A 12,687-nucleotide genomic window follows, 5' to 3' on the forward strand; every position below is an offset into this window, starting at 1 on the left:
TTCGCCTTGGCCAGCAGCGCATCGATCTGTTCTTTGAGTTCCAGCTCGGCTTTCTTCATCCGCTCGTAACTCATCGCCTTATGACGCGACGCATTGGCCTTGATCTTCGTGCCGTCAACGGCAATCGTCCCGAGCTTGACCAGTCCGCATTCCTTGGCCAGCTTCACCACTTGCACAAACAGCTCCGACAGTTCCTTCAAGTGAAAGGCGCGAAAGTCGCAAAGCGTGCGATGCGCCGGATAGTTGCCCGCGGCGAGGACCCGGAACGCGATATCTTCATGCAGCTTCCTGGCCAGCTTGCGCGACGAAAACACCCCGGTCGCATAGCCGTAGACGAGCACCTTCACCATCATCGCCGGATGAAAGGGTTGATTGCGCGGGCCGCCGCCCGCATACCGCGCATGGAAGCTTGACAGGTCGAGCGAATCCACCGTGTCGCTGATGTAATAAGCCAGGTGCCCTTCCGGCAGCCAGTCTTGCAGCGCGTGGGGCAGCAACATCTGCTGCTGCGGCTCGTATGGGAGATAACTTGTTGGCATCTGCTAACAACGTCTTCTCCGCTCGGCCGGATGACATCAGATTTCTGCCGCGCACGCTCCTAGGCTACGGCGAACAAGGGCGCTTGGCCCTCTGTCCAAAAATAGCCTGACCATATCGGGTGTCTAGGGTCGCCCTCCTCGAACTCGATCCACACCCACGTACCGATTGGGGGCGCCAAGGTCGCACTCCCTTTGGGTCCGGGAAAGGGTACGCACGGAAGCGCCCAGCTCAACGGCGACCCTGAAAAGCTTGGCACCTCGACCAGCAACCGTCCCAAGGCCAAGGGGTCCTGGTTATTTAGAACCGTGCCGCGAAACTTGCCAAACAGACGGTCCGTTTCAACGTCCGCATAGGGACGCGTGACACTGGCACTGCTCCGACTAGATGGGGTTTCCATAGCGCCTCCGTCGCTTCAGATTTCCAACGCCCAAAGATGCGTCCACCTCTCAGGCTACGGCCGTCCGTCGCCGAGCAGCGAGACTTTCCTATTCCCCAGTTGCACCGCGGTGCAAGCGCCCCGCCCCGGGAGAGGGCTACAACTACTACCCGCCAATGATTTCGCCGGACCAAATATGATCGAACGCGGCGCCCGCTTCTCGCTGTACCTTCCGGACCGTCTCCGCATCAGGAGCGTCATATTCGCAGATCATGTGCCTGCGATCCAAGGAGAGGACGCTGCGCTTCCAGACGACACCGTGCATCCCGCTACACGGAGCCAGTTGGTCTTCGACACGCGACAAGTCCTCATCCGATTGCGGCGTCGGAAAGCTTCTTTCAACCACGACGTGCGCCATTTCGGTTCTCCGGTCGTTACTGAGCTTTGTAGTGGTCATAGTTTAGGCATGCTGCGTTGTTATCCCCGTTGTAGCGACGGGAAAGCGGTCGCGGAGGCGCTGTATCGCAGCTTTGCTTCGAGGGCTCAGCCAAGGCACGTTTAGCTGGCCGCGCAACGAGGACATCAGCGTCTCAGCGCGTTGTCCGTCGCCAGCCGCGAAGGCGGTTTCGATCAGAATGGCGGTCGCGACGACCATCTCCGTCGGCGAGCTCAGCGCTTCCGCGGCCTGAAGCGCCTCGGTAGCATAGGCGCTCGCTGTTTCACCATCGTCGACGTCGAGAACCGCGAGCGCCACCTCATTTAGCGCGTAGCACAGGTGCCGCTTGTCGTCCGCCTGGCGCAATGCATCGAGACCCGTAGTTATGGCGCCTCGTGTGTCGCCGTCGCCCAGACGCAGCGATGAAACTGCGCCCATCACATCGGCAAATGGTGCGCCGGAGTCGCCCATCTTTTGCGCGGCGGCGACGATTGAGCTCGCCATTTCCCTGACTGCCTCGTGGGCGCCGTGCTCATGCCGCATCGTCGCAAGCCAGACGAGACATTGATACTCGCGCCAGTGATCGCCTACGGCCCGTGCATGCGCAACGGCTGCGCTCAACCTCGCGCAACCAGTGTCCAGGTCGCCATCTGCGCGCGCAAGAAGTGCTTCTCCCCACATGAGTTCGACGATTCGCAGGTCGAGCTCTTCTGCCATCGCGCTCGCTTCTTTGAGAACTCCGCGGGCCCGACGCAGATCTCGTTCGAGGTCCAGCAGACATCGCCCTGTGTTCGCGAGTTGTCGGCAGCGCGTGCTTGCGTCGGCTTTGCGCGCCGCATTTTCCGCCCTGATAGTCACCTGTCGCGTGCGCTCGATGTCATTCGCCTGTTGCGTGAGCCACGACAGACTGTAAAGGCCCTCAACGACGTCAGCGTGGAGCGATAGCGCTTCGGCTTCTTGGATGGCTTGCTCAAGCTCTTGCTCAACAGACACCGGCCGCCTGTCGCCTGAACTGGCGGCGGCTGCGAGCCGGGCGCTCAGCAACTGAATCTCGAGCCGGATGCGCTCGCGCCCCTTGGGCAGCGCGCGCGCGTGCGCAAGCCCTCGCTCGGCGACCGCGCGCGCCTCGGCGGCGGCGAAGACACGCAGGCAGTGATTGCTCGCCTCCACGCTCGCCCTCGCCGTCATGCGCGAGTCGCCAGCCATCGTTGCGTGGTGAACCACCTCCCCGTGCAATCGTGGATCTTCTGCACTGGCGGCGAGGAGTTGCCGCGCGATCTGATGATGAATCGCGCCCCTGTGCGGCCCTGAAAGCGTCCGATACACGGTCTGTCGCACGAGATCGTGTGCGAAGTCATACGCCGTCTCGGTCTTCGGAGCGAGAAGCCGACGCCGCTCAAGGTCCGCCAAACACAGGAGACCGTCGCCGATCGGCCTGTCGACCAATTCCGCAAGCTGGTCTGGACGAAATTCATGGCCGACAGCCGCCGCAAAAGAGAGCAATTCACGTGTCGAAGGGTCCAGCGGCGCGAGACGATCAACGATCAAGGTGTCGACCGGCCGCGCTGACTCGTCGATATCGGTCGAGCCGATGCGCGTCAGCTCGAGCACATAGAGCGGATTCCCGCCGCTCGCGCGTACCACCTGCTCGGCATTTAACTCTTTGCCCGTGGCCGCGAGCAAAGCTCCGACCTCGGGTACAGAAAGCGGGGTAAGCGGGAGGCTACCCAGCTTGCCGTCCCGAGACAACGCCTGCAAGAGCGTATGGGCCCATCGGTTATCCTCGGTTTCTGCCGGACGTGCCGTGGCTACGAATGCAACTGGCAACCCTTGGACAAGCCGACGTAGCACAAAGTGAAGCAAGGCCGCTGACGCTTCGTCCAGCCACTGGAGATCATCCAGCGCGATGGCCAACCGCTGCGCGACAAGCATCCGGTTCAACATTGCCACGACGGCTTCGAAGAATCGCTCGCGATCACCGCGGTCGCCGGCCGCTTCCGTCGACGTCGCAGTCGAATGAATGATTGGCGCAAGGTCTGCTCCGGCCACCTCCAGTTCCTCGGTCGCAGCACTGCGCAGCGCATCGATCCAGATACCGTACGGGCGGATCGCCTCGGCTTCGTAACAGCGTCCGCGGAGCACACGAAAGCCCGCGCTGGAGGCCCGGTCGCTGAAGTACTCGAGTAGCCGCGTCTTGCCGATTCCGGGTTCTCCCGTCAGGAGCGTCAGCCCGCCGCCGGCCGCAGACGACAAAACTGCGTCGAGCCTCGCGCGCTCCTTCTCCCGACCAACGAGTGGCAACGTCGAGGCGGCTTCCTGATCCTCTGTACGGGTGCCGTGGTTGTCGCTCACCGGCGGCGCGATGTTCGTTGGCGCGGCCTTTTGAGGGCGTTCCTCTCGATGTGAATCATCGTTCGCAACGTCGACCCGTGCACGTTGACGCACGCATCGAATGGAGTCATCCAGCACCGCGCCGCCGCCCGCGCCCAGTTCACGGCGTAGGAACTCGCGCGCGTAACTGAAATGGACTTCGGCGTCTGAACGCCGGCCGGCGGCGTTGAGCAGCGTGATAAGCGTGCCGTGAGCCGTCTCGTCCAGCGGATTGGCCTCGACCAGTTCACGGCCATACTGCAACGCGAGCCCCGGATCACTGACCAGCTTTCCGATGAGTGCGCGCAGGACTGTCGCGCGCATGCGTCCAAACCGTTCGCGCTGACCGACGCACCAATTGTGGAAACGGTAGCAAGCTGGAAGGTCGAGCCCAGCGAGGAAGTCTCCGTGCAAAAGGCGCGACGCTTCTTCCAACTCAGCGACCGTCAATGCCTCGGCTCCCGCTTCGAGCAGCGCTTCGACCTTGGCTGTATCGAGGAACGCGCCGCCGGCAAAAAACGCGACGGTTGCGCGGTCGGCCACGATACGTTCGTTCGATTCGCCATCAACGAGAGGACGCAGCTTGGTCAGGCTCCAACGCAGCGCTGCGCGTGGGTCGTCCGGGCCGTCCCACAGCAGATCGCACAGGGTCGATCTGGCGACAGCGCCGCCGGCCATAACCAGGTAGCCCAGCAACCCGCGCGTGCGGCGCGAGGCGGGCAACTGCAGTGTCATTCCGTCGCGCCTGAGCTCGAGCTCGCCGAGCAAGCGAATGCTCAGCGATTCAAACGAATCCGCAGGTCGACCGGATTTTCCCACGTTCACTCCAACTGTCAGTACAACGGTTCCGGCGCAGTCTGGTGCTGGTCGCAACAAAAGGCACCTGACGTTCGGTTGAACGCAGATTACTACCAGATTGGAATCCTCTGCTACCCGGCATCGCGTCTTTTAGTGAGCGTCCACCTCTCGATTTGCATGGAAACACGGAGGCGATCGTGCCCACCCTTCAGGAAAAGTTCGCTGGATACGTCGGGGCTTTTATCTTCAGCAGGTTCGCGGTCAAAACACGAACCAAAGCCTCCGTGCCCGATCGGCTCAAGCTTTATGAAGCACTCTCTGAAAATCCGCTGTCGGCGGAGCAGCTAGCTGAGGCGACCGGCACCGAGCTAGACCCGGTGCGGGAGTGGCTGGGGCGCCAGGCGACGCGCGGGCACATCCAATACGACGCTACCAGCCAGCGTTTCTGGATCAGCGCGGACCAAGCATCAGCTCTTAGTCGAGAACCCGGACTCTGCTTTGTTCGTGAAGGGTTCGACGTCTGGCGTAGCGGCCGGCTATTGCCGCGATGACCGGTTGATTGATCTCATCCAAGGTCCTGCAGCCTTCGCGTGTTTACTGTGGCGATGAAAGTACTACACTTTCTGATGAGGCGCGCAGGCGATGCGTGTTGGCTGCGTTCGAACGCACTGCAAATTCGTAGAGGATAACTACGCGATGCTCGTCTCTCCCACCATATATGGAGGACGCGATCATGGAAACTGTTATAAGGAGATTCTCCGGAAAGGGCGCGAAGGAATTCATGGATCTGCTGGAGCAGCGCGCGGGCGAGGTCGAAGAGCGGATGCGTTCGATCAAAGGCTTTGTTGGCTACACACTCGCACGCACTGGCGATGGCGGGTTCTCGGTAACTGTTTGCCAGGACAAGGCAGGCGCCGATGCAAGCATACAGCAGGCGAAGGACTGGATCGCCAAAAACGCCGCAAGCACGGGCGTGGGCGCGCCCGAGATAACCGAGGGGTCAGTCATCCTTTACCTGAAGTAAGACTGCTTTGCGACAGCGGCATCCGCGCGCGCTTAAGCGTTGGCGCACTCGCACAAGCACCGCGACTTGGACAGCTGCGGCAAGTGGGTGGTGCGGCTGCGTCGGACGCTCCTCGAACGGGCGTCACATCCGGGCCTATCGAAAAGCGCCTTCGCCGAAAAACTGTCATTTCCTCCGAAGCGCGACGTCGCGGCTGGGACGCGAACGAGCGTCAGCCTCGGTGCGCCTGGCCGGCGCGCGTGCTGTCGGCATGTCCTTCTTCAGCCACGTATGAACGGAGGTGGGATCCGCGCTGAGAAACTCTACAGCTCGCGCAACCGCATCCGGCGTCTGTATTTGCTGCGCGATCTCAGGAGGCACTGCGCCGCAGGCTATGAGCACCCCCTTGCCACATATCAGGTGATCGATGAGCTTACCGCGGTACGAAAGTCGTACCCGGAAAGACGGCTCTTCGTCGGCCTCCGGTGAGTATGCAACGTCAACCGTCGAGTCTGCCTCGTTTAAATCGGCCCACAAGGAGATGAGTTCGGGCGCTGTGCTGTTCGTCAGTTCGGCAGCGCGGTCGAACCCGTCTTTGACTTCTTGGACCGAACGGTCGCCCCGATCAATCAGGTAGCTTAGAAACACACCTGCCTCCGCTTCCGCAAATGCGGACTTCGGTTCGCGCCCTTGGCACAAGTAACTTTGGCGGTGAGCACGGAATGCGCGGCGTTGGCAGACCCGCGGCGGGAAACACCTCCTACAGCATACGACGGGAGCCGGCAGTATCGGCAGTTCCCATCGTGCGCCACCGGTCTCATTTGTCGCGAAAGATAGTTCCGACGAGACCGTCGTATTCATCCGGCGACGTGCCGACAATGGCCCGCATCAGGGCGTCCAGGCCGGTATGATCGGCGAGTTCATTCCCAACAAGTACCCGCGCAGTGCGTACCGTCACGTACGCCGCCCTGGGTTCTGTTTCACCATCGTCCACAATAAAGTAGCATCAGGCGCACCTGAATGCACCGAAAGTGGCGAAATTCGTCGAACGGCGCAATTTCAGTCACATCCCGCGTCGCCATCTCTTCCTGAAAGACTGCATGTTCAGGGGCATGCGTAGCAACCGCTTTACGCCGGAAATCACGAGTAACGGCGGCGATGGTGGCCAACGCAAATGCGTACGGAAACGGAATCGCGCAACGGGACTCCACATGCTTCGCGACTTCGACCCGACGCGTTGAATATTCGGCGTAGGACATGTCTTGGTCGAAAACTATGCTTGGAGCTGACGCTTGCGGGCTCTGGTGCAGAGGCGTCCAATTGTCGTAGCCGAAGAGTGCTGCGGTTACGTCCAGGATGCGACCGTGCCCCCAGTCTTCGGGGAGCAACGGACGAACTTCTTCGATAGCTATTCGCTTGACGGGCTCGGTCGAGCGAAGGGGAATGGGCCGCATACTGCGCTCCTCATCTGCGTACACGAGCCCGCTTCGTGTACGGGATCGAGCGTCCAGTACGCGAAAGATGGTGATACCAGGTGTTTCGCGGGGCGATTCGTCGCCTTTCGCCAGCGGGCGGCATCGGGCCGTTACTCCGACGGTCGCAGTATGCGCGCGTCGATCGCCCGTCGCAAGATCGCTGGCAACGTCCAGACTTCGCAGCAAGGCGTCGTTGTGAGATTGACAGGTACAGCCTGTGCTCTAACTCTCTCGATTTTTTAGATCAGAGGAAGATATCCATGAACCGAAAGCTCGTATCAATCATCCTGACTTCATCGCTGCTGGCAGCGGCTGGTGCCGTCCAAGCTGAGGGCTGCGCGGAAGGCGCGGCGGCGGGCGGCGTTGCTGGACACGTTGCAGGGAAACATGGCAAAGCGGGCGCCGCTGGCGGTTGCGCGGTCGGCCATCATGAGGCGAGCAAGAAGGAAAAGAAGACGCAGCAGGCTGATGCTGGCAATGCAGCGAGCGCGCCGAGTAACAAGTAAGGGGCGCTCGCAGCCTGCGCGGCACTACAACGCCGACGCGCCGCGCAGGCTAACTCGACCACGAGGTTGGCTCTTCATTTAGGGGTACGTCATGCTCTACTATGCGTTGGTCTTTTTCATCATCGCGATCATTGCCGCTGCACTGGGTTTTGGCGGCATAGCGGCAGGCGCCGCTGGTATCGCGAAGATCCTATTCGTCATCTTCGTCGTGATATTCCTGGTCACCCTCGTTATGGGACTCATGAGGCGCTGACGGATGGACAAACGGTCGTGCACCGCGATGACGCAACTCGACGGTTGCCGCGCCCGGTGTGTGGTTTCGCACACAACACCGCGCGGCATCGTCGGCACAATGTGGCTAGTACAATGAAGCGCAACGTGCCGATGGACAGCGCAATTGAGTTTTTTGAAGAGCGAGCAGCCATCTTGGAGTTCGACGCCGGGCGTACCCGCCGCGAAGCAGAGCTGCTCGCTGTCGTCCTGACGCGCAGATTCTGCAAAACGCGGGGCATCCCGATCCCCAATCATCCGAGCCTCAGAGCGGCTTTTCGTCTGGACGCCGAGTGGAACGACGACATAGGGGATGCCGTCACGAAGAACGGACGTCGTCTCGCCGGATAGCAGCGCTGCCACCTTGTCGCCGAGGCGCGGACGCATTACGTGTATGAGTCGAGACGCCATCCGACAGTCACAGTCAGCTCTAGTGACAAGGGGCGGTTTTCGAGACAAAGGGCGGAAGCCGAGCCACAACGGACAACGGTCTTTCTCTGAAGCGGCCAATTCGCAGCGAGCCGTGACGCCCCGGAGCCCGGCAGACGTTCGGCATTAAACTATTGCAATTTCTTGTCTTCGCGCTTCGCGTCCTCCATGGCGTCCGGCTCTAACTCTTCCGCGGACCGATTCAGGTGGACGAACAGCCCCCAGGAGGCAAGAAGCAAGGCTGTCGAAGCAATCAGCCCGGCCGCATATCGAAGCTGCGATGGATCTTGGTGCAGCGCCTTGAACGTTGCCACGAGCCCTTCGATGGCAAGCGCGACGACGACCACCACTAAGAATCGCGACATAAAACGTCGCACCCGCGTCGGCGCGCTCACGTCAGCCTCGCGTATGACCTCTTCCTCTACGATGGTCTCGGCGATCTGCAAGGCGACAACGGCCCCAGCCAGCAGCCCCAAAGCTTCAATGATGGATTGCGCACTTGATTGGTCCCATTCACTCGCAATTGCCATCGACCCGATGCGAGCAGCAATTGCGATCAACATCAGCGCCGCGCAGGTGAACAGAACAGCCATCAGCCCATGGACGATCGTAAAGAATCGCACAAGGAACTTCAATTTTTTTGGTTTCCGTGAATTGCGAGCCGGTTGATCCATGCCGTTTTCCATCAATTTCCTGAAAGGCGCAGCGATGAGGGCTGATTAGAGGCGGACCGAATGGGCCTGACAATGGGGCCAAACCCGCGCTTGGCAAATTATCGTTCCGGGCCGCCTGCACTCCTTCGCGGAGGCGGCCCTGTTCGAAGTCGCATCCCCAGCGATCTTGAACCTCCGTGTCGGTGTCCTCGATTCCGGACAGCATCAATCCCCGAGCACACGAGAGAGGAATTCCACCTGATCGGAGAGGACGCGTTCGTGCCACGGACCCTCGTAGACATCGAAGTGGTCAACCGGGTACTCGAGCAGTTGGGCCCAGCGTCCTGCCTTCTTGGCGGCCCGGCGCGCCGCACCGGGCGGGACGACGTGGTCGTTGGTGCCGACCTGTACCAGGATTGGGCAGCTAACCCGGCTGGCATAGCTGGTGGGGCGGTTTAGCCCGACGGCAAGCGAGGTGCGAGCGCATGCCTGGTTGCGCCACGTTGGGCCTGCCAGTGCCGTGTAGCCCTCCTCAGCGCCGGGAGCGGTGATAAGTGCCGAGGAACCCGGCGGCCCGACCAGTGGGACGTAGTGCGGTTCCCGCTTGGTCAGAGCGCGGGCCAAGTCGCGGCACCCATTGACGGTCGCGCGCAGCAGCAAACCGATCTCCCCTTGGCGCATGAGGTGCAGCAGCGTGACGAAGCCGTCCATGGCGGGGTCATCGACACGACCGCCGCGATACGTCGGTCATGGGCCGCGACCACGATGCAGTGCCCGGCAGAGTATGACGTCCCCCACAATGCGATCCTATTGCGGTCGACGCCGGGCAGGTGCCGGGCCGCCGCGACCGCCGCGTCGTAGTCCTGTCGCTGGCGTCGGACCGAGATGTCCTGGCGGGGTGTACCCTCCGAGGCGCCAAACCCGCGGTAGTCGAAGACGAACGCGTCCAAGCCAGCATCGGCGAAGGCGTTAGCGAAGCCCAGCAGGCCAGTGTCGCGCGTGCCTCCGAAACCGTTCGCCATGACAACACAGGGCCGTCCGGCCAGCCCGGCCAACGCGCCGCTTCGCGCCGAGACATGCCAGGCCGCGCAGCGGACCCCGTTGCTGTTGAAGGTGAGGTCGGTCAGCATCATGACACTGAAAGTAGGCTTGCAAGCGTACATGTTCGCGGATCGTCAAACGATCTGACATCGTCTCCCCGACCAACTCTTTCTGCACACTACGGGTATCTGGCTGCCGTCTCTGGCCCCAAATACGCAAGCAGCATCTCGACCTGCATCTTGGTAACCGCTTCAATGACCGACGGCTCCGAGTAATTCCGGCCAACGAAGGCTTTCAGGGTGAAGCGATTGGACACCAAGTAATAGCCCATTGCGGCCAACGTCACGTAGAAATCTAGCGCGTCCACGTCCGCCCGGAACTCGCCGGCGGCGGCGCCGCGCGCCAACGTCCCGCGCAACAAATCGACCACGGGCGAAATGGCCTCTGTCAGCTTCGGCGATCGGCCAAGATATTGGCCTTCGTGAAGATTCTCGTTGTTAATGAGGCTCAGCCACCGAGGGTTCGCTCTGAAGTAGTCCCAGATGGAACGTGCGAGCTCACGAATCGCGTCTGATGGTGGCAGTCCTGCGAGGTCCAGACTCACCTCATGCCGCGCGAAGTCGGCGTACATCGCCTCGAGGACGGCCACATATAGCCCTTCCTTGCTTTGGAAATAGTAATAGAGCATCCGCTCGTTCGTCTCGGCAGCGGTTGCGATCGCGTCGACGCGCGCCCCGGAGAGTCCAAGGGTCGAAAACTGTTGCGTCGCGGCCTCGAGAATGCGACGCCGTGTGCCCTCTGGGTCTCGTTTTCCTCCGGGTTCGTTCATTGCCGGTGGCCTCCAGCGCTGCAGTGTTAAGGAACAGCTTCAAGTGACGCCCATTATGCGCGTCAAGTTTCCGGCGCATCGGCCCCGTGCGCCGAGCGGCAAACTGTCACGGTCCCACCCTATTTCCCTAAACCGCGGTACGGGTGTTGCTCGCATCCTGATGTCGCGCAACACAACCGGAGCCGCGGATGACCGAAGCAAACGCTGCCGATCCTTTGTCGCGGGAGATGTGCAGTCAACAAGACACCGATGCGACCTTCAAGTTGCTGGTCGATTCCGTCAGCGAGTATGCGATTTTCAGGCTCAGTGAAACGGGCATCGTCACTACATGGAACCGTGGTGCCCAACGCCTAAAGGGCTACACAGCCGACGAAATCATCGGTCGGCATTTCTCGGTCTTCTACACGCCGGACGAGATCTTGGCCGGCCACCCGGAAGAAGTACTGCAAAGCGCACTGGCAGCCGGTGAGTATTCAGAAGAAGGCTGGCGCGTTCGAAAGGATGGTTCGCTGTTCTGGGCCAGCATCGTTGTTGCGACGATCCGCGGTGAGGATGGCAATTTGGCCGGTTTCGCAAAAGTGGTTCGGGACATGACGGAGCGGCGCAGGCTCGAGGAGTTGGAAGCGACCACCCGTCGAATGAACGAGTTCCTTGCGATGCTGGGACACGAGCTTCGAAACCCGCTTGCGCCGATCCGAAATGCCGTTGGCGTTCTGCAACTTCATGAAGCGGCAACTCCACCGATAGTACGAACTACCCGCGGTGTGATTGACCGCCAACTCACTCAGATGACCCGGCTAGTCGACGACTTGCTGGACGCGGGTCGGATAACGACCGGGAAGGTACGAGTGACGACGTCTCCCATCATCGTTCAGGAGATCGTTGAAAGCGCGATTGAAGGAGTGCAGCCGAAAACGGACAGCAAGTCCCAGACGCTGCATGTGCAAATGCCTGTGGAACCATTGATGGTTCACGGCGACATGGCCCGCCTTGTGCAGGTCCTCCAGAATCTACTCGACAATGCGTCGAAATTCACGCCTGCTGGCGGTCTCATTTCTTTGGAGCTGTCCCGTGTGGACTGGCTGGTAGCGCTGCGCGTCAAAGACTCTGGCCGGGGTGTCGAGCCAACAGCGCTCGACAAGATTTTTGCCCTGTTCGCGCAGGAGAAGGACCCTGAAGCTGCCAGAGATGAAGGCGGTCTCGGCATTGGCCTTACGCTCGCCCGCTCCTTGGTAGAGCTTCACGGCGGCAGGCTTGAGGTGGAAAGCGGTGGCAGAGGCTGCGGCGCCACCTTCACGATTTGGCTTCCTGCACTCGAACAAGCAACGGATCCCGCGAAGCGCCATGGCGCGCCCGCGTCGTCCGCTGGCGCCATCAAAGTGCTAGTCGTGGACGATAACGAAGACTCTGCTGACAGCATGGCGATGCTCCTGGAAGCCGAGGGCCATGAGGTTCGCAAGGCCTATGGCGCTGCACAGGGTATCGCGGTCGCCGCGCAATTCAGGCCGGACCTCATACTTCTCGACCTGTCGATGCCTCTCATGAGCGGGTACGAGGCCATCTCGCGACTCAGGGAAGTCGTGCGCGACGATGCCCTCCTTGTGGCTGCGATGACCGGCTTCGGACAGGAAGAAGATCGACAGCGAACCAAAGCGGCGGGATTCAATGCGCATCTAACAAAGCCCGTCGACCTGTCAGAGCTGGAACGTGTCCTTGCGTTGGCGCAAGCGCGATACGCGGAGGTCTAAACACAGCGTCTTAAATAATGCAGCATAATCTATGTAGAACCTTGTTTGGTCTAACCCAGTGTCGGAAACAGGCCTCGACGGCCTTGAGGACTTCGAGGAGCGTTGCGAAGTAGCGGTTATGTAATGCCAGACGCCTTGTCAGCTTCCAGACACGCTCGATCGGCGCCAGTTGCGGACTATATGGCGGCAGAAACAGCAAAGTCAGGTGCCGTC

Annotated in this window: 17 protein-coding genes; 6 read left to right on the plus strand and 11 right to left on the minus strand. The window is 60.9% G+C overall.

The window, feature by feature from the left end:
• The 4 genes from AWB78_RS39320 to AWB78_RS39330 form a co-directional block, all read right to left on the minus strand.
• Positions 1–539, minus strand: a 539-nt coding sequence (locus AWB78_RS39320; protein WP_198399248.1) for a transposase, incomplete at its 3' end; no start/stop codon positions are given.
• Between the two features lie 59 nt (positions 540–598).
• The gene (locus AWB78_RS49960; RefSeq protein ID WP_374729522.1) at positions 599–937 is read right to left on the minus strand and encodes a phage baseplate assembly protein V; all 339 of its coding nucleotides are present in this window, start codon (positions 935–937) and stop codon (positions 599–601) included.
• A gap of 145 nt (positions 938–1,082) precedes the next feature.
• Positions 1,083–1,334, minus strand: a complete 252-nt coding sequence (locus AWB78_RS39325; protein ID WP_062612259.1) for a nickel-binding protein — start codon at positions 1,332–1,334, stop codon at positions 1,083–1,085.
• Positions 1,335–1,376: 42 nt separating this feature from the next.
• The gene (locus tag AWB78_RS39330; RefSeq protein WP_062612242.1) at positions 1,377–4,541 is read right to left on the minus strand and encodes an ATP-binding protein; all 3,165 of its coding nucleotides are present in this window, start codon (positions 4,539–4,541) and stop codon (positions 1,377–1,379) included.
• 176 nt (positions 4,542–4,717) lie between these two features.
• Here AWB78_RS39330 and AWB78_RS39335 point away from each other — a divergent pair, with 176 nt between their 5' ends.
• Both AWB78_RS39335 and AWB78_RS39340 read left to right on the plus strand, forming a co-directional pair.
• The gene (locus AWB78_RS39335; protein WP_157697793.1) at positions 4,718–5,071 is read left to right on the plus strand and encodes a hypothetical protein; all 354 of its coding nucleotides are present in this window, start codon (positions 4,718–4,720) and stop codon (positions 5,069–5,071) included.
• 182 nt (positions 5,072–5,253) lie between these two features.
• Positions 5,254–5,544 (plus strand): hypothetical protein, encoded by a 291-nt coding sequence (locus tag AWB78_RS39340; protein WP_062612261.1) that lies wholly within the window; start codon positions 5,254–5,256, stop codon positions 5,542–5,544.
• Positions 5,545–5,709: 165 nt separating this feature from the next.
• Here the strand turns inward: AWB78_RS39340 and AWB78_RS39345 are convergent, their stop codons facing one another.
• Together AWB78_RS39345 and AWB78_RS39350 are read right to left on the minus strand one after the other, a co-directional pair.
• Complete coding sequence (locus tag AWB78_RS39345; protein ID WP_062612246.1) at positions 5,710–6,171, minus strand: hypothetical protein; 462 nt, start codon at positions 6,169–6,171, stop codon at positions 5,710–5,712.
• 332 nt (positions 6,172–6,503) lie between these two features.
• Positions 6,504–6,977 (minus strand): hypothetical protein, encoded by a 474-nt coding sequence (locus tag AWB78_RS39350; protein WP_157697794.1) that lies wholly within the window; start codon positions 6,975–6,977, stop codon positions 6,504–6,506.
• Between the two features lie 281 nt (positions 6,978–7,258).
• On the opposite strand from AWB78_RS39350, the gene AWB78_RS39355 reads away from it, so the two are divergent.
• The 3 genes from AWB78_RS39355 (at position 7,259) to AWB78_RS39360 (ending at position 8,125) form a co-directional block, all read left to right on the plus strand.
• Entirely contained in the window at positions 7,259–7,504 is a 246-nt protein-coding gene (locus AWB78_RS39355) for a hypothetical protein (protein ID WP_062612250.1), read from the plus strand.
• A 91-nt stretch (positions 7,505–7,595) separates the two neighbouring features.
• Positions 7,596–7,757: a DUF1328 family protein gene (locus AWB78_RS43155; RefSeq protein ID WP_064506646.1), complete on the plus strand. Its 162-nt coding sequence runs from the start codon at positions 7,596–7,598 to the stop codon at positions 7,755–7,757.
• 113 nt (positions 7,758–7,870) lie between these two features.
• Positions 7,871–8,125, plus strand: a complete 255-nt coding sequence (locus AWB78_RS39360; protein ID WP_062612252.1) for a hypothetical protein — start codon at positions 7,871–7,873, stop codon at positions 8,123–8,125.
• 209 nt (positions 8,126–8,334) lie between these two features.
• Here AWB78_RS39360 and AWB78_RS39365 read toward each other — a convergent pair whose 3' ends face one another.
• The 4 genes from AWB78_RS39365 to AWB78_RS39375 form a co-directional block, all read right to left on the minus strand.
• Positions 8,335–8,796, minus strand: a complete 462-nt coding sequence (locus tag AWB78_RS39365; protein ID WP_374729524.1) for a hypothetical protein — start codon at positions 8,794–8,796, stop codon at positions 8,335–8,337.
• Positions 8,797–9,081: 285 nt separating this feature from the next.
• Positions 9,082–9,567, minus strand: a complete 486-nt coding sequence (locus AWB78_RS47920) for an alpha/beta fold hydrolase (RefSeq protein WP_198399443.1) — start codon at positions 9,565–9,567, stop codon at positions 9,082–9,084.
• Positions 9,465–10,019, minus strand: coding sequence for an alpha/beta hydrolase (locus AWB78_RS49965; RefSeq protein ID WP_374729523.1), 555 nt, complete (start codon positions 10,017–10,019; stop codon positions 9,465–9,467). Before AWB78_RS49965 ends, AWB78_RS47920 begins: the two co-directional genes overlap by 103 nt.
• Before the next feature lie 56 nt (positions 10,020–10,075).
• Positions 10,076–10,726, minus strand: coding sequence for a TetR/AcrR family transcriptional regulator (locus tag AWB78_RS39375; RefSeq protein WP_062612254.1), 651 nt, complete (start codon positions 10,724–10,726; stop codon positions 10,076–10,078).
• 188 nt (positions 10,727–10,914) lie between these two features.
• Between AWB78_RS39375 and AWB78_RS39380 the strand changes: the two genes are divergently transcribed.
• Positions 10,915–12,474, plus strand: coding sequence for a hybrid sensor histidine kinase/response regulator (locus tag AWB78_RS39380; RefSeq protein WP_062612256.1), 1,560 nt, complete (start codon positions 10,915–10,917; stop codon positions 12,472–12,474).
• Between the two features lie 10 nt (positions 12,475–12,484).
• On the opposite strand, the gene AWB78_RS49970 is transcribed toward AWB78_RS39380, so the two are convergent.
• Positions 12,485–12,673 (minus strand): transposase, encoded by a 189-nt coding sequence (locus AWB78_RS49970; protein WP_074173546.1) that lies wholly within the window; start codon positions 12,671–12,673, stop codon positions 12,485–12,487.
• Positions 12,674–12,687: the final 14 nt, after the last annotated feature.

Source organism: Caballeronia calidae, from assembly GCF_900044055.2.
GTDB lineage: Bacteria > Pseudomonadota > Gammaproteobacteria > Burkholderiales > Burkholderiaceae > Caballeronia > Caballeronia calidae.